The following is a 20,732-nucleotide window of genomic DNA, read 5'->3' on the forward strand; positions in this document are numbered from 1 at the left end:
CGACCCACCATAGGCGTCTGGCGTACCGACTGCCTGCCGGGGGTTCCCGCAGACCCCTTATGTGCCAAGTCGGCTGGGTCTGCCGCCCGGTTGCTAAGACCTCGACATGGTGGCGCACATCACAGCCACCGCCATTCCGCCGAGCATGTAGACGAGCGGCCCGATCCCGGCGGAGAACACCCCGTCGCCCTCGGGCCGTCCGATGCTCAGCACCACGATCCCCATCAGCCATCCCACCGCCGGCGCAAGCACGCCGAGCTGGGTGCCGGTGGCGCGCAGCGAGCCGTAGAAGAGACCCGCGGTGGCGAGCAGCGAGAGCAGCAACCCGCCCGGGAACCAGGCCCCTTGGACCAGCGCGCCCGCGATCCCGACCAGCAGGCCGAGCACGGCGAGACCGAGGTACGCGGCGATCCGGCCGGGTCTGGGCGACTGCGCCAGCCAGGAGCCGGCCTGCCCGTCATGTCCGCTCATGCCGCTCATGCCGCCACTCCTGTCATGCCATTCATGCCATTCATGCCGCCACTCCCGCGAAGAGGTCGTGTTCGCGCTCTTCGGGCGGAGCACCCGGCTCGCCCCGCACCAACTGGTAGTACTCCGTGGCGAAGATCGGCTGCCCCAGATCGTTGGAGAGTGCGAAGAAGGGCCCGTCCACGGCGATTTGGCTGGCATGGGCGCGCATCGCCGCCGCCTTCCGTTCTGTGTACGAAGTGCCGTCGATCTCCGCGGTGATCAGGGAATCATCCACGACACCCGGAATGTCGTCGATCGCCGCGATGCCCGGGAAGTCCACTCCCGCCGCCCGCAGCCGGGCGAAGCCCTCCTCGGCCACCGACCGTGGCACCCGGTTCCAGTAGATCTTGGCGATGGCGTGGGCGTCGCCGAGGTCGCGCCGGAAGTCTGGCTCCGCGGCCAGCTCGGCGGCGCGCATCGCGACGCGGTGCGCCTGGATGTGGTCGGGGTGTCCGTAGCCGCCCTCGGGGTCGTACGTCACGAGCACCTGGGGCCGCACGGAGCGGATGATCTCGACGAGGTGCAGGGCTGCCTCGTCCACATCGGTGTTCCAGAACGCGCCTGGGCGGTGGTTCTGCTCGACGCCCATCATCCCGGAGTCCCTGAAGCGGCCGGCGCCGCCGAGGAAGCGGTGGTCGGTGACGCCCAGCTCCTTCATCGCGGCGGCCAGTTCGCCGATGCGATGGGGTCCGAGCCGGTCGTCCCGGTCGGGCGCGAGGTGGGCGAGGTCAGGCGGAATGACCTCGCCCTCCTCCCCGAGGGTGCAGGTCACCAGCGTGACCTGGGCGCCGGTGGCCGCGTACAGGGCCATCGTGGCGCCGTTGTTGATCGACTCGTCGTCCGGGTGCGCATGCACCAGGAGCAGACGACGGGCGGGAAGATCCTTCATACGGGACAGCCTAGGGGTGTCTTTTGGATCAGGCCGGACCCGTCGCGCTAGAACTTGATGCCACCGATCATTCCCGCCACATTCGTGGTCAGCTCGTTGATGGTGGGGGCGATGGACGAGCTTGCAAGATAGAACCCGAGCAACACGCAGACCGCCGCATGCCCACCCTTCAGCCCGGACTTCCGGACCAGCAGGAAGACGACGATCGCCAGCAGCACCACCGCCGAAATCGAGAGTGCCACGGCGGTTCACCTCCACAGATATTCGGTCGGGACGGGCAGGTTGCATGTGCCGGCAGGTTCATACCCACCTTGCGCTACGGATCATAACTATCCGTGCCAACGCATCGATCGGTGCACAGCAGCACACGGGGGCGCACGAACGCTAGGTTCGGTCGCATGACCACGAGGCAGCAGCTCTCCTTCCCGCGTCAGTACGCCAGGACCCAGCGCTTCACGCTCGGCGCTCCGCGCGCCTTCACCGTGTCGCCGGACGGCTCCCGGGTGGTGTTCCTGCGGTCGGCCTCCGGAACCGACCGGGTGGGCCGGCTCTGGGTGCTGGATCTCGACGGCGATGCCCGCCGGCTGCAGGAACGGTTGGCCGCCGATCCCGACGCGCTGCTGGGCGGGGCGCAGGAGAGGCTCTCCGCGCAGGAGCGGGCGCGGCGGGAGCGCAGCCGTGAGGGGTCGTCGGGGATCGTCGCCTATGCGGTGGACCAGGAGGTCGAGTTGGCGGCCTTCGCACTCTCCGGGCGCTTGTACGTGGCCGAGCTGCGGGCCGGAACCGCGCGCGAACTGCCCGTGCCCGGGCCGGTGATCGACCCCCGCCCGTCGCCCGACGGCCGCCATATCGCTTATGTGGCCAAGGGCGCGCTGCGGGTGACCGGCGCGGAGGGCGAGGGGGACCGGGCGCTGGCGGAGCCGGAGGACAAGGACAGCTCGTACGGCCTTGCGGAGTTCATCGCGGCCGAGGAGATGGGGCGCTCACGCGGCTTCTGGTGGGCGCCCGAGTCGGACCGGCTGCTGGTGGCCCGTGTGGACGAGCGGCAGGTGCGGCGCTGGTGGATCTCCGATCCCGCGCATCCGGACCGGAAGCCGGAGCAGGTCGCGTACCCGGCGGCCGGGACGCCCAATGCCGAGGTGCGGCTGTTCCTGGTCACGCTGGACGGGGAGCGTACGGAGGTGACCTGGGACCGGGTCCGGTATCCGTATCTCGCCCGGGTGCACTGGTCTTCGGCGGGCGCACCGCTGCTGCTCGTCCAGGCGCGTGACCAGCGCACCCAGGTGTATCTGGCGGTGGATCCGCAGTCGGGCGCGACCCGCACGGTGCATGTCGACGAGGACCCGGTGTGGCTGGACCTTTTCCCCGGGGTGCCGGCCTGGGCGCCGGACGGCCGACTGGTACGGATCGCGGACGAGGGCGGCGCACGGGTGCTGGCGGTCGGGGACCGGGCGCTGACCGGGGCGCAGCTGCAGCTGCGGGCGGTGCTGGACATCGGCGAGAGCGATGTGCTGGTCGCCGCGGCGGCGGGCGAGGAGGCCGCGGAACCGGAGATCGGCGAGATCCATGTCTACCGGGTCAATGAGCTGGGGATCGAGCGGATTTCGCAGGGTCCCGGGGTGCACTCGGCGGTGCGCTCCGGCGGGGTGACCGTGCTTGCGTCCTCACGTACGGAGGTGAGCGGAACGGCCGTACAGGTGCTGCGGGAGGGGAAGGCGGTCGCGACCGTGGCCTCGTACGCGGAGCAGCCGGTGCTGAGTCCGCGGGTGCGGCTGTGCGAGGGGGGCGGGCGGAGGATTCCGTGCGCGGTCCTGCTCCCCACCGGGTACCAGGAGTCGGACGGCCCGCTGCCGGTGCTGATGGATCCGTACGGCGGACCGCACAGCCAGCGTGTGCTGGCCGCGCACAATCCGTATCTGACCTCGCAGTGGTTCGCGGACCAGGGTTTCGCGGTGATCGTCGCGGACGGGCGGGGGGCTCCTGGGCGCTCCCCCGGCTGGGAGAAGGCGATCAAGGACAACTTCCCGCTGACGCTCGACGACCAGATCGAGGCGCTGCACTCACTGGCCGGGACGTTCCCGCTGGACCTGGAGCGGGTGGGGATCCGCGGCTGGTCGTACGGGGGCTATCTGGCGGCGCTGGCGGTGCTGCGCCGCCCCGACGTCTTCCACGCGGCGGTGGCGGGCGCGCCGGTGAGCGATCTGCGGCTGTACGACACGCACTACACGGAGCGGTATCTGGGCGATCCGGCGGAGCGGCCGGAGGTGTACGCGGCGAACTCCCTGGTGACGGAGGACGGGTTGACGACTCCGGAGAATCCGGCGAGGCCGCTGATGATCATCCACGGCTTGGCGGACGACAATGTGGTGATGGCACATACGTTGCGGTTGTCGGCGGCGCTGTTGGCGGCGGGGCGGGGGCATGAGGTGCTGCCGCTGACCGGGGTTACGCATATGACGCCGCAGGAGCAGATTGCGGAGAATCTGCTGCTGCTTCAGGTGGAGTTCCTGAGGCGGTCGTTGGGGCTGGGGTAGTTTCCCCCGCCCCGCCGTCACCAGCCCCTGCGGCCGCGAGTACACCGCCCCAACAAGGGCCCATGCACCGCAAAGGCGACCGGCCGGGGCCACATGGCGAGCCCCGGCCGGTCTACGGCACCCGCACGGCCGTACGCTGTTCAGCGTGACGCGTTCGTATATCGGAGCTGCGACGGTCAAGTTGCCTGTGTGTTAAAGAAATTGATGGGCATTTATTGCCCTATGTCGCCCGTGGTCACCCCTCGTCAGGGGCCGCGTCCCGCTCCGGCGCCACCACCCGCTTCTCCTCCGCGAAGTGGCACGCCGACGGATGCTTCGCCGGCCCCTCCCCCCGCCGGAACACCTCCGGCACCTCCAGCAGCGGCACCTCCAGCTCGCACCGCTCCTGCGCCTTCCAGCAACGCGTCCGGAAGCGGCACCCCGACGGGATGTTCGCCGGTGACGGCACATCCCCGTGCAGAATGATCCGTTCCCGGCGCTCCCGCGCCGCCGGGTCCGGTACCGGGACCGCCGACAGCAGTGCCTGGGTGTACGGGTGTGTCGGATGCTCGTAGATCTCCTCGTCCTTGCCGATCTCCACGATCCGGCCCAGATACATCACGCCCACCCGGTCCGAGATGTGCCGCACGATCGACAGGTCATGTGCGATGAACACATAGCTGAGGCTGAACTCGGTCTGCAGTCTGTCCAGCAGATTGATGACCTGCGCCTGGATCGAGACATCGAGCGCCGACACCGGCTCGTCCGCCACGATGATCTCCGGCTGGAGCGCGAGCCCCCGCGCGATGCCGATCCGCTGCCGCTGACCGCCGGAGAACTGGTGCGGATAGCGGTTGATGTACTCGGGGTTGAGCCCGACGACGTCGAGCAGGTCCTGCACCTTCTGCCGGCGCGAGCCTTTCGGCGCCACCTCAGGATGGATCTCGTACGGCTCCCCGATGATGTCCCCGACCGTCATCCGGGGGTTGAGGGACGTATACGGGTCCTGGAACACCATCTGGATGTTCCGACGCACCGCCTTCAGCGCACGTCCCGACAGCTTGGTGACGTCATCGCCCTTGTAGCGGATCGCCCCCGCCGTCGGCTCCTCCAGATGCACCAGCATCTTCGCCAGCGTGGACTTGCCGCAGCCCGACTCCCCCACGATGCCCAGCGTCTCGCCCGCCACCAGGTCGAGGTCGACCCCGTCCACCGCCTTGACCGCGCCGACCTGCTTCTTGAAGAGGATGCCCCGGGTCAGCGGATAGTGCTTCACCAGGTCGCGGACCTCGAGGATCGCCTCAGTCACGGAGTACCTCCTGCCAGAAGTGACAGGCGCTGCCGCGCTCGTCCGACACCTCGTACAGCGGCGGCTCATCCGTGCGGCACACGTCCTGCGCCAGCGGACAGCGCGGGTGGAAGGCGCAGCCGGGCGGGATGTTCATCAGGTTCGGCGGCAGTCCCTTGATCGCGTACAGCTCCTGGCCCTTCTGGTCGAGCCGCGGGATCGAGTCCAGCAGGCCCTTCGTGTACGGATGGGCGGGAGCCTTGTAGATGTCGTGCACGGGGGCCGTCTCGACGATCCGCCCCGCGTACATCACCGCGATCGTGTCCGCGACGTCCGCGACCACGCCCAGGTCGTGGGTGATCAGGATCAGCCCCATGTTCAGCTCGTTCTGGAGTCCCGCCAGCAGCTCCATCACCTGTGCCTGGACGGTGACGTCGAGCGCGGTCGTCGGCTCGTCGGCGATGATCAGCGACGGCTCCAGTGCCAGTGCCATCGCGATCATGATCCGCTGCCGCATACCCCCGCTGAACTGGTGCGGATACTGCCCCACCCGCTCCTTCGCCCCCGGGATCCCCACGCGTTCCATCAGTTCGACGGACTTCGCCCGCGCGTCCTTCCTCGACATCCCCCGGTGGACGGTGAACATCTCCCCGAGCTGGTCACCGACGCTCAGCACCGGGTTCAGCGACGACAGCGCGTCCTGGAAGATCATGGCCATCTGGGCCCCGCGGATCTTCCGCCGCTCCTCCTCCTTGAGCTTCAGCAGATCCTGCCCCTTGAAGAGCACCTCGCCGCCGGTGATCCGCCCCGGCGGCATGTCCAGAATCCCCATGACGGCCTGCGCGGTGACGGACTTTCCGGAGCCCGACTCGCCGAGCACAGCCAGCGTCCGGCCCTCATCGACCCTGTAGTTGACGCCGTTGACGGCCTTGGCCACGCCGTCCCGCATGCGGAACTCCACGTGCAGGTCGCGCACTTCGAGCAACATGGCGGGCTCCTCAGCGCAGCTTGGGGTCGAGGGCGTCGCGCACCGCGTCGCCGAGCATGATGAACGCGAGCACCGTGATCGCCAGCGCGCCGGCCGGCCAGAGCAGCATGTGCGGGGCGTTGCGGATGTACGGCGACGCCGAGGAGATGTCGATGCCCCAGGACACGGACGGCGGTTTCAGACCGGCGCCGAGGTAGGACAGGGTCGCCTCCAGGGCGATGAACGTACCCAGCGCGATGGTGGCCACGACGATCACCGGGGCGACGGCGTTGGGCGCGATGTGCCTCAGCAGAATCCGGGAGTTGGAGGCGCCGAGCGCCCGCGCCGCCTGCACGTAGTCGTTCTGCTTGGCGGTGATGACGGAGCCGCGCGCGATACGGGAGATCTGCGGCCAGCCGAGCAGCACCATGAAGCCGACCACCGGCCAGACCGTGGTGCTGTTGACCACGGACAGAAACACGAGACCGCCGAGGATGACGGGGATGCCGAAGAAGATGTCGGTGGTCCTGGAGAGGACCGCGTCCCCGCCGCCGCCGAAGAACCCGGCAAGACTGCCGAGCAGGGACCCGAGCAGCGCGACGCCCAGGGTGGCACAGACGCCGACGGTCACCGAGGTGCGCGCGCCGTAGACCGTACGTGTGTAGACGTCGCAGCCCTGTCCGTTGAAGCCGAAGGGGTGGCCGGGCTGGGAGCCCTGCTGTGCCTTGGCGAGGTCGCACTGGAGAGGATTGCCCGAGGCGATGAGCTGCGGCCAGATCGAGATGATCACCAGGAAGACGATGATCAGGCCCGAGATGATGAAGACGGGATTGCGCCGCAAATCGCGCCAGGCGTCCGACCAGAGGCTGCGGGGCTTTTCGGAGGGGCCTGTGCCCAGCGGGCCGCCGGGGGTCTTCTCCAGGGTCGCGCCCTCGCTGGTCGCGAGGTCCATCCCGCCGCCCGCGCCGGTCGAAGCGATGGCTCCCCCGTTGTTGTACTGCTGCTCAGGCATAGCGGATCCTCGGATCGAGTACGGCGTACAGCAGGTCGACGAGCAGATTCGCCAGCAGGAACACCAGCACGAGGACGGTCACAAAGCCGACGACGGTCTGGGTGTTCTGGCGGACGATGCCCTGGTAGAGCTGGTAGCCGACGCCGTGGATGTTGAAGATGCGCTCGGTGACGATCGCGCCGCCCATCAGCGCGCCGATGTCCGTGCCGATGAAGGTGACCACGGGGATCAGTGAATTGCGCAGCAGATGACGGGTGATCACGCGTTTTCTGGGCAGCCCCTTCGCCTTCGCGGTGCGCACATAGTCGGAGCGGGTGTTCTCGGCGATCGAGGTCCTGGTCAGCCGGGTGACGTACGCGAGGGACACGGAGGCGAGCACGAGACCGGGGATGAGCAGCTCGTTCAGCGGCGCCTCCGGCGAGACCGCGGGCTTGATGACGCCCCACTCGACGCCCAGCAGCAGCTGGAGGACGAGACCCATGACAAAGGTCGGGATCGCGATGACCACCAGGGTGAGCCCCAGCACGCTGGTGTCGACGGGACGGCCGCGTTTCAGGCCCGTGATCACACCCAGCGTGATGCCGATGATGATCTCGAAGAAGATCGCTACGAGCGTGAGCCGGATGGTGACCGGGAAGGCCTCAGCCATCAGCTCGGTGACCTCCTGGCCGTTGAAGGCGGTGCCGAAGTCGCCGGTGAAGACATTGCCCATGTAGGTCAGGTATTGCTGCCACACCGGCATGTCGAGGCCGAACTCCTTGCGCAGCTGCGCGGCCGTCGCGGGGTCGCACTGCCGCTCGCCGCAGAGGCCCGCGATGGGGTCGCCCATCACGTTCACCATGAGGAAGATCAGCAGCGTCGCGCCGAAGAAGACCGGGATCATCTGCAGCAGACGCCGGATCACATACCGTCCCATCGCGGGCCTCCCGGCGTCAGTCGGTCACTGCACCTTGATCTCGTTGTAGACAGGGAGACTGAACGGGTTCAGCGCGACATTGGAGACCCGGTCCGAGTAGCCGGCACTGCCGTTCTGGTACCAGAGCGGGATGGCGGCCATCTGGTCGCGTACGACCTCCTCGGCCTGCTGGAAGGTCTGCACCGCCTTCTGCGTGTCGGACTCGGCGTTGGCCTCGTTGACGAGCTTGTCGAAGTCCGGGTTGCTCCACAGGCCGTCGTTGGACGAGGCGTTGGTGTAGTAGAGCGGCTGCAGGAAGTTCTGGATGAGCGGGTAGTCCATCTGCCAGCCGGCCCGGAAAGGACCGGGCATCTTGTGCTCACCGATCTGGTTGCGGAAGTCGGCGAAGGTGCCGACGGGGTTGCCGACGCACGCCTTGTCATTGCCCAGCGCGTTGTTGATGCTGTTGCAGACGGCGTCGACCCACTCCTTGTGCGAGCCGGTGTCGGCGTTGTACGAGATCTTCAGCTGGCCGCCGGGGAAACCGCCGCCCTCCGTGATCAGCTTTTTGGCCTCGGTGGGGTTGTAGGTGCAGGCCTCGCCGCAGAGCGTGTCGTTGTAGCCGCCGTCCACGCCGAGTACGGGCGAGGTCCAGTCCTTCGCGGGCGTACGCGTCTTCTGGAAGATCGTGTCGGTGATCTGCTGGCGGTTGATCGCCATGGAGATGCCCTTGCGGACCTTCGCGCCGTTCGGGGTGTTCCAGGCCTTGTTGTAGTACGGGAAGGCGAGGGTCTGGATGATGCCGGCGGGGGTGTTGATGTACCGGCCGCCGAGGTCGGCCTTGACGTTCTTGAGCTGCGCGGCCGGCACGTCATCCACGAGGTCGAGGTTGCCCGCGGTCAGATCGGTGTAGGCGGTGTTGTTGTCCGTGTACACATTCAGGTCGACGCCGCCGTTCTGCGCCTTGTCGGGGCCCGGGTAGCCGTCCCACTTGCGCAGGGACATCTTCGAGCCCTTGGCGTACGAGTCGACGGTGTACGGGCCGTTGCCGATGGGCTTCGCGAGCCAGGAGTCGTGGCTGGTGAAGAACGCCTGCGGAAGCGGCGAGAAGGCGGAGTAGCCGAGGGTGTCGGGGAAGGTGGAGAACTTCTGGTTGAGCTTGACCGTGAAGCTCGTGTCATTGACGACCTTGAGGCCCGACAGGGTCGCGGCGGTGGGCTGGCCCGTGTCCGGGTGGACCTGCGCGTAGCCCTCGATATAGCCGAAGAAGTACGCGTTCTTCTGGTTGTTCTTGAGGTTGGCGCCGTAGTTCCAGGCGTCCACGAAGGACTTGGCGGTGACCTTCTCGCCGTTGCTGAAGGTCCAGCCGTCCTTGATGGTGATCGTGAAGTTGACCGAGTCCGAGGTGTCGATCTTCTCGGCGAGCATGTCTTCGGCCGCACCGGTCTTGGCGTTGTACCGCTTGAGGCCACGGAAGACCATGTCGAGGACCTTGCCGCCCTGCACCTCGTTGGTGTTCGCGGGCTCCAGCGGGTTCTGCGGATCGCCCCAGGAGGAGCTCACGATCCCTGCGGCGCCACCACCGCTGTCGCTGCCGCCGCCACAGGCCGTCGCCGCGAGAGCGACGGCCACCGCGCCTGCGGCCCATCTGGCGTGCGTCGCTCCACGCATGGAGTGCCTCCTGTGGTCCCGAGTCTCCTTAGGACCGAATACACCCCATGTCTATGCAGACCGCACGTTATCCTCGGCCGTCCGGACGAGCCTGCTTATCCTCGGCCGTCCGGACGAGCCTGCCTATCCTCGGCCGTCCGGACGAACCGGCGGATCGGCCTTCAGTGTCACCTCCCAGGTGTCCACTGCGAAGGAGAGGCTCATCCCATGGGCCTCGTACAGCCGCAGCGCACCCGTCGCATTGCCGGTGTCCACGCCCAGGCCGATGGTGTCGCGACCACGCCCGGCATAGACGCCGAAGGCATGGCGCAGCAGATGGCTCGCTATCCCCTGGCCCCTGGCCTGCTTGCGTACGCCGAGGTTCGGGATCCAGCCCATGGCCTCCCGGTCGTCCCGGGTAATCACCACGGCGACATCGCCGGAGCCGGCAAGAGAGGCGATCCACACCAGGGACCAGTCGATGCCCTTGCCACGGTCCTCGAGCCACTGCTCGTAGCTGCGCGGCTGATGGTCGTAGTGGTCGGCGAAGGTCTCCTCGAAGAGCTGATGGGCGCGCCTGCGGTCCGCTTCGTCGCGGCAGTCGCGCAGGGTGAGCCCGGGCGGCGGTGCGGGGACGTGATCGACCGCGGCGGACAGCGGCCGGGTCAGTACGTTGTAGCGGCGCACGGTCTCCCAGCTGCGACTGGTGAGCAGCGCGGTGTCCAGCGTGGGGCGGACATTGAGGTGGAGGTGGACGACGGCACGCTCGGCTCCGTTGGCGGCGGCCTTCTGCGCGGCCCGTACCTGCATCAGATCGAGCAGATGCTCGCCCGCGGCCTGGTGCTCGGGCAGCACATAGTGGTCGATGTCGATGCGCTCGGCCCCGGAGTCGTCCCACAGCAGTCCGTACGCCACCAGCCTGCCGTCCTCGAACGCCAGCCAGGAGTTGTGCTCCAGATCGGCCTCGGAGCGGGTCAGATCGGTCTCGACGGAGCTGAGCTCGGTCTGCGCTCGCCCGGTCTCGGCGACATCGACCGCATTCAGCAGTGCACAGACGGCGGGCGCATCCTCGGGGGTGGCCGGCCGGACAGTAAAGGACATGCCGCCACTATTCGGTCCGGAGCGCGGATGCGCAAACGATTTTCCCGACCCGCGGATTTCTGTGTAACCGTCAACTTCCTTTAACCGCACGGAAGTTAAGCTCAGCTTTTCCTCAAATGGATTCCAACTCCCCGCCGGTTGGGCCACAGTTGTCGGCGACCGGTCAAGCCAGCACGGTGAGACCAAAACGAGGGGAAATCTGGCATGAGGCGTGCTCTCAGCACGGCGCTCGCCGCTGTCATTATCAGCGGTGGCACCATCGTCGCAGCCGCACCCGCAAATGCGGGAGTTCAGGGATGCGACTCGACCGGGACCTACATCACCATCATCAACAAGAAGACGGTGTGGAAGCCCACCAACATCCACAGCGACTGGGCCCGCCCTGGTGTCACCATCAGCTACGCGAAGAACAAGACCGGCAGCTGGACCGCCACCGGCACGGCAACCGTCGGCGCCGAAGCCGGCGTCATCTTCGCCAAGGCCAGCACGTCCTTCAGCGTCTCTCTTGCCAAGACCTGGACCAAGTCCGACACCTGGACCTATTCGGCCACCGTGCAGCGCAAGGCCGGCAAGACCAAGGGCCGGCTGATGATGTATCACGACGCCAAGAGCTTCACGGCGCACAAGTACCGGGTCTTCACGGGAGCCGGCGGCGTCTGCAAGACGCAGACGGTTTACAAGAAGCCCGGCATCATCCCGGTCAAGGCGAACAACAATCTGTGGGGTATTCAGTACTCCTGACGAATACCAAGGACCGACCCCCGGGAGTGAATTCCCCCGGGCCGTGAATGGAAATGCCCCGGCCACCACAAGGCGGCCGGGGCATTTCCCTGCATACGCGTCAGTCGTCGGAACCGCTCTGGTCCTCGAGCGCCGCGAGCGCCGGGTCGAGAACGACGTCCTCGGTACGCCCCTCGGTCGTCGGCTCCTCAGGGAAGTGGCAGGCCGTCAGGTGGCCCGCCCGGTTCCCGGAGATCTGCACCAGCGGCGGCTCCTCCGTCGCGCACTTGTCCTGCGCCTTCCAGCAGCGGGTGCGGAAGCGGCAGCCGGACGGCGGCAGCACCGGGGAGGGAACGTCGCCGGAGAGACGGATCCGCTCCTTCTTCGCGGCGTCGACGTCTGCCTCGGGCACGGCCGAGAGCAGTGCGTGCGTGTACGGGTGGCGGGGCCTGTTGTAGAGGGAGTCGCGGTCGGCGACCTCCATCACCTTGCCCAGGTACATGACGGCCACGCGCTGCGAGAAGTGCCGCACGACCGCGAGGTCGTGGGCGATGAACAGGAAGGCGATACCCAGCTCGTCCTGGACCTTCTTCAGCAGGTTGACGACCTGCGCCTGGATCGACACGTCCAGCGCCGAGACCGGCTCGTCGGCGACGATCAGCTTCGGTTCGAGCGCGAGGGCCCGCGCCACACCGATGCGCTGCCGCTGGCCGCCGGAGAACTCGTGCGGGAAGCGGTTGTAGTGCTCCGGGTTGAGACCAACGGTCTCCAGCAGCTCCCGCACCCGCTTCTCCCGCCCGCCGGGCGGGTTGATGCCGTTGACCTCCATCGGGCTCTTGATGATGGTGCCGACGGTCTGCCGCGGGTTCAGCGACGAGTACGGGTCCTGGAAGATCATCTGGATCTCGGACCTGATCGGCGCCAGCTGCTTGCGGCTGGCGTGGGTGATGTCCTGCCCGGAGTAGGTGATCCTGCCGCCGGTCGGTTCGAGCAGGCGGGTGATCAGCCGTCCGGTCGTGGACTTGCCACAGCCCGACTCACCGACGAGGCCGAGGCTCTCACCGGCGTGCACGGTCAGATCGATCCCGTCGACCGCCTTGACGGCGCCGACCTGGCGCTTGAAGGGGAAGCCGCCGTAGATCGGGAAATGCTTGGTCAGGCCCTCGACCGTGAGCAGTGCCTCGCCCGGGTCGTCGGCCGCATCTGATGTTCCCTGCTGCTTAGGCAGAGTGACGTTTTCACTCATGTCTCTGCGTCTCCCTAGCCCAGCCGGGGCTTGATCTGATCGATGAAGATGGTCTGCTTCTGATCCGCCGTGAGGTGGCAGGCAGCGGCCCGCCCCTCGGCCAGCAGCGGCCGCTCACCGGAGCACCGCGAGTCGCTCACCTTTTCGGTGAAGGTGCAGCGCGGGTGGAAGGGGCAGCCGGACGGCGGTGTGAGCAGGCTCGGCGGGGAGCCGGGGATCGGCATGAGCGCCTCGTCGATGTCACCACCGAGGCGCGGCATGGAGCTCAACAGACCCCAGGTGTACGGGTGCTGCGGTGCCTGGAGCACCTCGCGGACGCTGCCGCGCTCCACCGCCCGACCCGCGTACATCACCAGCAGGTCGTCAGCCATGTTGGCGATGACGCCCAGGTCGTGGGTGATGAAGATGATCGCCGACCCGAACTCCTGCTGGAGATCCTTGAGCAGGTCGAGGATCTGCGCCTGCACGGTGACGTCGAGCGCGGTGGTCGGCTCGTCGGCGATCAGCAGGTCGGGGTCGCAGATCAGCGCCATGGCGATCATCGCGCGCTGGCGCATACCGCCGGAGAACTGGTGCGGGTAGTCGTTGAAGCGCAGCGCGGGCTGCGGAATGCCGACCTTGTCCAGCATCTCGATGGCCCGCGCCTTCGCCTCCTTCCTGGAGGCGCCGGTGTGCTTCATGAACGGCTCGGCGATCTGCCGGCCCACCGTGTAGTACGGCGAGAGCGCCGTCAGCGGGTCCTGGAAGATCATCGCGACCTTGTTGCCGCGAAGCTTCTCGAGCTGCTTCTCGGAGGCGTCGGTCAGCTCCTGCCCGTCGAGTCGGATCGAGCCCTCGACGGCGGTGGTCTTCGGGTTGTGCAGACCGAGGACGGTCAGGTTGGTGACGGACTTGCCGGAGCCCGATTCGCCCACGATGCCCAGGGTCTTGCCGCGCTCGACATCGAAGGAGAGGCCGTCGACCGCGTTGACGATGCCGTCCTCGGTGGAGAACCGCACCCGCAGGTCGCGGACCGAGAGGAAGGACTCCGGCCCGGTCGGGGCCGGTGTGTCTTCGGTCTTGGTCAGTGTGGTCACGGTCGTTCTCCTAGGCGAGGCGCACGCGCGGGTCGATGTAGGCGTAGGCGAGGTCCACGATGATGTTCAGGATCAGGATGAAGAAGGCCCCGAACAGCATCACGCCCATGGTCAGCGGCAGGTCCTTGGTCAGCGAGGACTCCACCGCGAGACGGCCCACGCCCGCCAGGTCGAAGGTGAACTCGGTGACCACGGCGCCCGCGAGGAGGCCGGAGAGGTCCATGCCGAGGATGGTGACGATGGGAGCCAGCGAGCCGCGCCAGGCGTAGCGGAAGAAGACGTACCGCTGTCGCATGCCCTTGGCCCGCGCGGTGCGGACATGTTCTTCCTGAAGCTGCTCGATCATGGTGGAACGAGCCATACGCGTGTACTGCGCGGTGAAGATCGTTGCCATGACGGCCCAGGGGATCAGCAGCCCGACGCCCCAGCCGACCGGATCGTCCGTGAACGAAACGTACTTGGGGTTCTCCATCCAGCCCGTGCTGTACACGAAGATCCCAAGAACGATCGGCCCAAGGAAGTAGATCTGGAACGAGCTGAGCACCATCGATGCGCCGCTGACGGCCTTGTCGACCGCGGTACCGCGCTTCCATGCGGCGATGAGTCCCGAGGCGAGTCCCAGCACCAGGAAGATGATGAGACCGCCGATGGTCAGCGAAAGCGTCAGCGGGAAGCGGTCCATGATGGAGGCCCAGACGAAGTCGCCCGTACTGAAGGAGACACCGAGGCACGGTGCGGGGCAGTGCCCGACAGGGAAGTCCCGGCCGGTCACGATACCGACCATGAAGTCCCAGAACTGTGCGGTGATGGGCTTGTCGAGGCCGAGGTTCTCGCGGATGACCGCGATGTTCTCCGGCGTGCAGTTCTTGCCGCAGGAGAGCTCGGCGAAGTCCTGGGGGATTGTGTAGAACAGGAAGAACGTGAACGCGCCGATCAGGAACATGATCACGACGGCGCCGATCAACCTGCGGATGAGGAACTGAAGCATCGCGGGAGGCTGCTCTCTTCGGAAGCGGCGGGGGTTGTGAGGGGTTGGAGTCCGTGGGGGTGCGCTCCGCCTGGCGCACACCCCCACGGATCAGCCGTGATTCGGTGTTACGGCTTGATCAGGTACAGCCGGTTGATGTCGATGTAGCTCGAGTTCGTGCTGTACCGGGCACCGCCGATGTTGGAGCCGAAGAGCTGGATCTGCTTCGAGTAGTAGACCGGAGCAGACGGGTTGATCTCCTCGATGATGCGGTGGTGCGCCTCTTCCCACTTCTTGGCCGCGGCCTCGGGCTGCAGGACCAGGGCCTCCTGGATGAGGGTGTTGACCTTCTCATCGTTGATGTGGGAGTAGTTCGGGGCACCGTCGGCGATCAGCTTGCCGTCGTAGACCGGGGTGACGACCGTCGACGGGGAGGACCAGTCCTGGCCCCAGCCGGTCATGTAGAGGTCGTACGGGTTCTTGAGCTTGCCGATCTGCTCGTAGAACGTGGCGCGCTCGATCTCCTTGGCCTGAACGTCGAAGCCGATGGCGTTCAGCGCGTCCTTGATGATGACCATCTGCTTCTGGCCACGCGGGGTGTTGGAGTAGGCGTAGGTGAGCTTGGTGCCCTTCTTGACACCGGCCTCCGCGAGGAGCTTCTTGGCCTTCTCCGGGTCACCGTTGGGCATCTTGAGCTTGCCGAACGGGTCGTACTTCGCGTCGAAGCCCGGCAGGGTCGGAGCGAACAGACCACCGGCCAGCTCGCCGCCGTACTTGCCACCGTCGGCCTGGATCATGCGCTGGTTCGGGATCGCGTAGGTGATCGCGTCGCGGACCTTCTTGTCCTTCAGACGGTCCAGGTTGAAGCTCATCTGCCACACGTAGGGCTGGTAGCCCTTGATCGTGCGCTTGTTGACCGCCGCGTTGCTGATCACGGACTGCATCTGCGCCGGGTCCACCGAGTCGGTGAACTGGATGGCGTTCTTCGACTCGCCCTGGTCGGCGACCAGACGCTTGGTCTGGCTGGCCTGGTCGATCGTGGTGGTGAAGGTGTAGCCGTCGACGTACTGGTGGCGCACGGCGTCCGTCTTCGGGTCCCAGTTGGTGTTCTTCACCAGCTTCAGGGACTTGCCGGCCTTGTACTCGGCGACCTTGTACGGGCCCAGCGACTTCGGGGCCTTGTCGTACTTCTCCTTCGTGTCGTCCTTCTGCGGGACGATGCCGTAGCCGGCCATGGCCAGCGCCTGCGGGAGGTCCGGACGCGGCTTGTCGAAGTGGAAGACGACAGTCTTCGCGTCCGGGGTCGCGAGGACGCTGTCCGGAAGGTGCTTGCCCTTGTACGGACCGTCCGGGAGCGCCTTGCGGTAGTCGGAGCCGGAGAGCCAGCTCTGCACGAAGGTCGGACCGTCGAAGATCACCTTCGCGTACTGACGCTCGATGGTGTGACGGACGTCGGCCGAGGTGATGGCGTTGCCGTCCTCGTCCTTGATGCCGTCCTTGAGCGTGTACGTCCAGGTCTTGCCGCCGTCGGAGGACTTGCCGGAGTCGGTGGCAACGTCACCGACGACCGTCAGGTTGCCCTTGTCGTCCTCCTGGTAGTTGGTCAGCTTGCGGTGCACCAGGTTGGCGAACTGGCCGGCGTCACTCACGTAGATCTGACCCGGGTCCATGTGGGACAGGTCCGACTGCGTGAAGACATTGATGCTGCCGCCGGGCTTGGCGCCCGGGACCTCTGCCGCCGGACCGTTGGAGGCAGCCGCGTCGGCGTAGACGACCGGCTTGGACTGGGCCGCAGCGTCCTGCTTGGACTTCGACTGGTCCTTGCCGTTACCGCCGCTGTCCTTGGAGCAGCCGGTGAGCGCCAGCGAGCCGACCGCGACAGCGACGACTATGGCGCGTGCGGAGCGCGAGTGAATGGGCTTCATGATGCTCGTTGCACCTACCTGTCGGTTGTTATCCAAAAGAGCTGCCTGACCGTCCGGTTGCCCGGCGCGGGAGCGGCAGTTACCCCCGCCCATGGACGTCACCGTCCGGTCTTGGGGTCGAACGCGTCCCGGACCGAGTCGCCAAGAAGGTTGAAGGCGAGGACGAAAACCACCATGGCCACGCCCGGGAAGATCATGAACGCCGGGTCCTGCTCGTAGATCTTGGAACCGATGGCGAACATCCGGCCCCAGTCGGGTGTCGGCTCCACGAAGCCGACACCGACGTACGAGAGGAAGGCGATGCTGAGGATGGAGCTGGGCAGCGTGTAGGTGCCCTGCACCAGGATCGGCGTCACGATGTTGGGCAGGATCTCCTTGCGGACGATCCGCCACCGTGAGGCGCCCGAGACCTTGGCCGCCTCCACAAACTCCCGCTCGCGCAGGGAGAGTACGGAGCTGCGTACCAGACGGGCCATGCCCATCCAGCCGAGGAACCACATCACCAGCAGGATCGCGACGGCGCGCAGGTAGGTGGGGGTCTCGTCCGCCGGAGAGACGAACAGCGCGGTCACGACGGGCATGAAGGCGATGAAGAACAGCTGGCTCGGGAAGGCCAGGAAGAAGTCGGTCACCCGGCCGAGCCAGTAGTCGACCTTGCCGCCGAAGTAGCCGCCCACCATGCCGATGATCACGCCCGTGAGCACGCTGAAGAGCGTCAGGACGAGCGCCATGTACAGCGAGGTGCGCATGCCGTAGAGCAGCATGGTGAGCACATCGCGTCCCAGGTAGGGCTCGACACCGAACCAGAAGTCTCCGGAGATGCCACCGAAGCCGCCGGACGGCATCGAGAAGTCGTCGAGCAGGGTCGCGTACTCCGGCTTGGTCGGGTACAGCGTGTACGGGTCTTTGCCGTACAGGGCGGAGATCACTGGGGCCAGGGCGGCAATGGCAAAGAAGAAGAGCACCACGCAGGCGGAGATCACGCCCGTGCGGTCGCGCTTGAAGCGCGCCCACATCAGCTGCCCGGGTGAGCGGCCGGTGAGGTTCTTGCTGTCCGCGGTGTCCGTCTCGGTCGCGGTGTCTTTGTCCAAGGCGACAGAGGCGTCGGCGCCCTCGGTCTCAATTGGACTGGTCATGATGTGTCCATTCACGGGTGTCGGGTGACCCGCGATCCTGCGCGCTGTGACGGCCGAGCGGTTTGCACTCGGACCGTCATGGCTGTCGCGTGACATTGCCCCTGCCGGCGTCCGCCGCCCTGGAAGGGTGCGGTCGCGTCACCTTCTGCCCAGGGGAGTACCCACGTGCAAGAAGGCTGGAAAGAGCGTTGATCGGGATGGATTCCATCCCCAGGAGCGCGAGCCGAGCGGTTGACCGAGTGTCAGATTCGCCGGCCGCTGCCAGCGACCTGACCGGATGAAGTGCGCTGCAAAAAACCGGCCGTACGAGTCGTCTGCGACGACCCGTCCCCACTGGCGCTCGTGGCACCGCGCATGGGTTCCTCCTCAGGAGTCCACGTATTCACTCAAGGTTGGGTACATGACACCCGCCGACACCCCTGACGGCGAAGAGCAGTACCTCGTGTGCTCGTGAGTCGGCGCTCCCCAAAGCGCGTGACCCGTTGACCCGAGCTCAATGAAGCCAACTATTGGGTAAGTTCAGGCTGCAAACCACACTTAAAGCATCTCGTTTTGGCAACATCACCTCACCCCAGAGGCCCAAAATTCGGACAAAGGGATCGCAGACAGACACCCGCGAAACGGACTGTTAATACAGGTTTCCGGTGAGCAACGTCCGATAGCCGAACAAGTGGGGTGGGAAAACCTGTTGACGGACAAGCCCCGACCCGTGTTCTGTCCGGGCAGTTTTCCATGCGATGCGACACACACAAACGGCCCGGACGACCCCCTGGCGGGGTCGTCCGGGCCGTTGCCGGACAGGGGTGCGGGCGGGGGCGCCCGCGGCCCGTCAGTTGCGCTTGGCGCGCGAGGCGGTGCGGCCGCGCTCCTTCTGGTCCAGGACGACCTTGCGGATACGCACGGTCTCCGGGGTCACCTCGATGCACTCGTCCTCGCGGCAGAACTCCAGGGACTGCTCCAGCGACAGCTTCCGGGCGGGCACCACGTTCTCGGTGGTGTCCGCGGAGGCGGCACGCATGTTGGTGAGCTTCTTCTCCTTGGTGATGTTCACGTCCATGTCGTCGGCGCGGGAGTTCTCGCCGACGATCATGCCCTCGTAGACCTCGGTGCCGGCCTCGGTGAAGATGACACCGCGCTCCTGGAGGTTGACCATCGCGAACGGCGTGACCGAACCCGAGCGGTCGGCGACCAGGGAACCGTTGTGACGGGTGCGCAGCTCGCCGAACCAGGGCTCGTGGCCCTCGAAGATGGAGTGCGCGATGCCCGTACCGCGGGTCTGGGTGAGGAACTCCGTACGGAAGCCGATAAGGCCGCGGGACGGGACGATCCACTCCATGCGGACCCAGCCCGAGCCGTGGTTGGTCATCGTCTCCATGCGGCCCTTGCGGGTAGCCATCAGCTGGGTGATGGCGCCGAGGTGCTCCTCGGGCGAGTCGATCGTCATGCGCTCGATCGGCTCGTGGACCTTGCCGTTGATCTCCTTGGTGACGACCTCGGGCTTGCCGACGGTCAGCTCGAAGCCTTCCCGGCGCATGGTCTCGACCAGGATGGCCAGCGCGAGCTCGCCTCGGCCCTGGACCTCCCAGGCGTCGGGACGCTCGGTGTCCAGGACGCGGAGCGAGACGTTACCGATCAGCTCACGGTCCAGCCGGTCCTTCACCTGGCGGGCAGTGACCTTGTGGCCCTTGCCGCCCTTGCCGACCAGCGGCGAGGTGTTCGTACCGATGGTCATGGAGATGGCGGGCTCGTCGACCGTGATCAGCGGGAGCGCGATCGGGTTCTCGGGGTCGGCGAGGGTCTCACCGATCATGATGTCCGGGATACCGGCGATGGCACAGATGTCGCCCGGGCCCGCCTTCTCGGCCGGCTTGCGGGTGAGCGCCTCCGTCATCATCAGCTCGGTGATCCGGACATTGGACATGGTGCCGTCACGCTTGATCCACGTGACGGTCTGGCCCTTCTTCAGCTCTCCCTGCTCGACGCGGCACAGCGCGATACGGCCGAGGAAGTTGTCGGCGTCCAGGTTGGTGACGTGGGCCTGGAGCGGCGCGGCCTCGTCGTACTCCGGGGCGGGGACGTGCTCGAGGATCGTGTTGAAGAACGGCTCGAGGTTCTCGCTGTCGGCCGGGACGGTGCCGTCCTCCGGCTTGGTCAGCGAGGCGACACCGTCACGGGCGCAGGCGTAGACGATGGGGAACTCGATCTGCTCCTCGTCCGCGTCCAGGTCCAGGAAGAGGTCGTAGGTCTCGTTGACGACCTCGTCGATCCGGGAGTCCGGGCGGTCCGTCTTGTTGATGCACAGGATGACGGGCATCCGGGCCTGGAGGGCCTTGCGGAGCACGAAGCGGGTCTGCGGCAGCGGGCCCTCGGAGGCGTCGACGAGCAGGACGACCGCGTCCACCATCGACAGACCGCGCTCCACCTCGCCGCCGAAGTCGGCGTGGCCGGGGGTGTCGATGATGTTGATGGTGATCGGGTCCCCGCCGCTCTTGGGGTGGTACTTCACGGCGGTGTTCTTCGCCAGGATCGTGATGCCCTTCTCACGCTCCAGGTCGTTCGAGTCCATCATGCGGTCGTCGAGGTGCTCGGCGGCGTGCGCGGCGAAGGCGCCGGCCTGCTTCAGCATGGCGTCGACCAGGGTGGTCTTGCCGTGGTCGACGTGGGCGACGATGGCAACGTTACGGATGTCGTGGCGCGTGGGCATGCTGGCTGGCGCTTCTCTCGATCGTGGGATCAGGCGTCTGACGGTCGTAGCCTCGTCCGCCCGCCGGGCGGACACGCCACGGCTAGTCCTATGGTACGGGCACGCCGCGCAAGGGGCTTCCCGGTCCGATCGG

General features: G+C 66.8%; 17 protein-coding genes. 2 read left to right on the forward strand and 15 right to left on the reverse strand.

The window, feature by feature from the left end; translation table 11 throughout:
* Positions 1-93: 93 nt before the first annotated feature.
* From OG729_RS14025 to OG729_RS14035, 3 genes are read right to left on the reverse strand one after another with little or no spacing between them, the layout of a single operon-like run.
* Positions 94-480, reverse strand: coding sequence for a DUF6113 family protein (locus OG729_RS14025; protein WP_405806308.1), 387 nt, complete (start codon positions 478-480; stop codon positions 94-96).
* Positions 481-511: 31 nt separating this feature from the next.
* Positions 512-1,399 carry an N-acetyl-1-D-myo-inositol-2-amino-2-deoxy-alpha-D-glucopyranoside deacetylase gene (mshB, locus tag OG729_RS14030; RefSeq protein WP_360882612.1) on the reverse strand — a complete coding sequence of 296 codons (888 nt, stop codon included), beginning with the start codon at positions 1,397-1,399 and terminating at the stop codon, positions 512-514.
* A 47-nt stretch (positions 1,400-1,446) separates the two neighbouring features.
* Entirely contained in the window at positions 1,447-1,641 is a 195-nt protein-coding gene (locus OG729_RS14035) for a hypothetical protein (RefSeq protein WP_142213873.1), read from the reverse strand.
* A 156-nt stretch (positions 1,642-1,797) separates the two neighbouring features.
* Here OG729_RS14035 and OG729_RS14040 point away from each other — a divergent pair, with 156 nt between their 5' ends.
* Positions 1,798-3,933 carry a prolyl oligopeptidase family serine peptidase gene (locus OG729_RS14040; protein WP_405806310.1) on the forward strand — a complete coding sequence of 712 codons (2,136 nt, stop codon included), beginning with the start codon at positions 1,798-1,800 and terminating at the stop codon, positions 3,931-3,933.
* Positions 3,934-4,168: 235 nt separating this feature from the next.
* On the opposite strand, the gene OG729_RS14045 is transcribed toward OG729_RS14040, so the two are convergent.
* The 6 genes from OG729_RS14045 to OG729_RS14070 all read right to left on the reverse strand — a co-directional run bounded on the left by OG729_RS14045 (position 4,169) and on the right by OG729_RS14070 (position 10,825).
* Entirely contained in the window at positions 4,169-5,221 is a 1,053-nt protein-coding gene (locus OG729_RS14045; protein WP_405806312.1) for an ABC transporter ATP-binding protein, read from the reverse strand.
* The gene (locus tag OG729_RS14050; RefSeq protein ID WP_405806314.1) at positions 5,214-6,188 is read right to left on the reverse strand and encodes an ABC transporter ATP-binding protein; all 975 of its coding nucleotides are present in this window, start codon (positions 6,186-6,188) and stop codon (positions 5,214-5,216) included. The genes OG729_RS14045 and OG729_RS14050 overlap by 8 nt, the downstream gene beginning before the upstream one ends.
* A 10-nt stretch (positions 6,189-6,198) precedes the next feature.
* Positions 6,199-7,179, reverse strand: a complete 981-nt coding sequence (locus tag OG729_RS14055) for an ABC transporter permease (RefSeq protein ID WP_360882623.1) — start codon at positions 7,177-7,179, stop codon at positions 6,199-6,201.
* Positions 7,172-8,095, reverse strand: a complete 924-nt coding sequence (locus OG729_RS14060; protein ID WP_405806316.1) for an ABC transporter permease — start codon at positions 8,093-8,095, stop codon at positions 7,172-7,174. Before OG729_RS14060 ends, OG729_RS14055 begins: the two co-directional genes overlap by 8 nt.
* 24 nt (positions 8,096-8,119) lie before the next feature.
* Complete coding sequence (locus tag OG729_RS14065; protein ID WP_405806318.1) at positions 8,120-9,745, reverse strand: ABC transporter substrate-binding protein; 1,626 nt, start codon at positions 9,743-9,745, stop codon at positions 8,120-8,122.
* A gap of 123 nt (positions 9,746-9,868) precedes the next feature.
* Positions 9,869-10,825: a GNAT family N-acetyltransferase gene (locus tag OG729_RS14070; protein WP_405806319.1), complete on the reverse strand. Its 957-nt coding sequence runs from the start codon at positions 10,823-10,825 to the stop codon at positions 9,869-9,871.
* Between the two features lie 204 nt (positions 10,826-11,029).
* Here OG729_RS14070 and OG729_RS14075 point away from each other — a divergent pair, with 204 nt between their 5' ends.
* Entirely contained in the window at positions 11,030-11,566 is a 537-nt protein-coding gene (locus OG729_RS14075; protein ID WP_360882634.1) for a hypothetical protein, read from the forward strand.
* A gap of 100 nt (positions 11,567-11,666) precedes the next feature.
* Here the strand turns inward: OG729_RS14075 and OG729_RS14080 are convergent, their stop codons facing one another.
* The 6 genes from OG729_RS14080 to typA all read right to left on the reverse strand — a co-directional run bounded on the left by OG729_RS14080 (position 11,667) and on the right by typA (position 20,599).
* Positions 11,667-12,791 carry a dipeptide ABC transporter ATP-binding protein gene (locus OG729_RS14080; protein ID WP_360882637.1) on the reverse strand — a complete coding sequence of 375 codons (1,125 nt, stop codon included), beginning with the start codon at positions 12,789-12,791 and terminating at the stop codon, positions 11,667-11,669.
* 14 nt (positions 12,792-12,805) lie between these two features.
* The gene (locus OG729_RS14085; protein ID WP_405806321.1) at positions 12,806-13,867 is read right to left on the reverse strand and encodes an ABC transporter ATP-binding protein; all 1,062 of its coding nucleotides are present in this window, start codon (positions 13,865-13,867) and stop codon (positions 12,806-12,808) included.
* A gap of 10 nt (positions 13,868-13,877) precedes the next feature.
* Complete coding sequence (locus OG729_RS14090) at positions 13,878-14,855, reverse strand: ABC transporter permease (protein ID WP_360882644.1); 978 nt, start codon at positions 14,853-14,855, stop codon at positions 13,878-13,880.
* A gap of 107 nt (positions 14,856-14,962) precedes the next feature.
* On the reverse strand, positions 14,963-16,759 hold the full coding sequence (locus OG729_RS14095; RefSeq protein WP_405806322.1) for an ABC transporter substrate-binding protein: 1,797 nt from the start codon (positions 16,757-16,759) through the stop codon (positions 14,963-14,965).
* A gap of 98 nt (positions 16,760-16,857) precedes the next feature.
* Positions 16,858-17,895 carry an ABC transporter permease gene (locus OG729_RS14100; RefSeq protein WP_360882650.1) on the reverse strand — a complete coding sequence of 346 codons (1,038 nt, stop codon included), beginning with the start codon at positions 17,893-17,895 and terminating at the stop codon, positions 16,858-16,860.
* A gap of 829 nt (positions 17,896-18,724) precedes the next feature.
* Positions 18,725-20,599, reverse strand: a complete 1,875-nt coding sequence (gene typA, locus OG729_RS14105) for a translational GTPase TypA (RefSeq protein ID WP_360882653.1) — start codon at positions 20,597-20,599, stop codon at positions 18,725-18,727.
* Positions 20,600-20,732: the final 133 nt, after the last annotated feature.

It is taken from the genome of Streptomyces sp. NBC_00210, from assembly GCF_045160975.1.
In the GTDB taxonomy this organism is placed as follows: domain Bacteria; phylum Actinomycetota; class Actinomycetes; order Streptomycetales; family Streptomycetaceae; genus Streptomyces.

Excerpts from the sequence above, each read along its gene's own strand:
- OG729_RS14060 (WP_405806316.1), bottom strand. The coding sequence starts at position 8,095 with ATGGGACGGTATGTGATCCGGCGTCTGCTGCAGATGATCCCGGTCTTC.
- OG729_RS14080 (WP_360882637.1), bottom strand. The coding sequence starts at position 12,791 with ATGAGTGAAAACGTCACTCTGCCTAAGCAGCAGGGAACATCAGATGCG.
- OG729_RS14070 (WP_405806319.1), bottom strand. The coding sequence starts at position 10,825 with ATGTCCTTTACTGTCCGGCCGGCCACCCCCGAGGATGCGCCCGCCGTC.
- typA (WP_360882653.1), bottom strand. The coding sequence starts at position 20,599 with ATGCCCACGCGCCACGACATCCGTAACGTTGCCATCGTCGCCCACGTC.
- OG729_RS14095 (WP_405806322.1), bottom strand. The coding sequence starts at position 16,759 with ATGAAGCCCATTCACTCGCGCTCCGCACGCGCCATAGTCGTCGCTGTC.
- OG729_RS14040 (WP_405806310.1), top strand. The coding sequence starts at position 1,798 with ATGACCACGAGGCAGCAGCTCTCCTTCCCGCGTCAGTACGCCAGGACC.
- OG729_RS14055 (WP_360882623.1), bottom strand. The coding sequence starts at position 7,179 with ATGCCTGAGCAGCAGTACAACAACGGGGGAGCCATCGCTTCGACCGGC.
- OG729_RS14025 (WP_405806308.1), bottom strand. The coding sequence starts at position 480 with ATGAGCGGCATGAGCGGACATGACGGGCAGGCCGGCTCCTGGCTGGCG.
- OG729_RS14050 (WP_405806314.1), bottom strand. The coding sequence starts at position 6,188 with ATGTTGCTCGAAGTGCGCGACCTGCACGTGGAGTTCCGCATGCGGGAC.
- OG729_RS14065 (WP_405806318.1), bottom strand. The coding sequence starts at position 9,745 with ATGCGTGGAGCGACGCACGCCAGATGGGCCGCAGGCGCGGTGGCCGTC.
- OG729_RS14075 (WP_360882634.1), top strand. The coding sequence starts at position 11,030 with ATGAGGCGTGCTCTCAGCACGGCGCTCGCCGCTGTCATTATCAGCGGT.
- mshB (WP_360882612.1), bottom strand. The coding sequence starts at position 1,399 with ATGAAGGATCTTCCCGCCCGTCGTCTGCTCCTGGTGCATGCGCACCCG.
- OG729_RS14100 (WP_360882650.1), bottom strand. The coding sequence starts at position 17,895 with ATGACCAGTCCAATTGAGACCGAGGGCGCCGACGCCTCTGTCGCCTTG.
- OG729_RS14090 (WP_360882644.1), bottom strand. The coding sequence starts at position 14,855 with ATGCTTCAGTTCCTCATCCGCAGGTTGATCGGCGCCGTCGTGATCATG.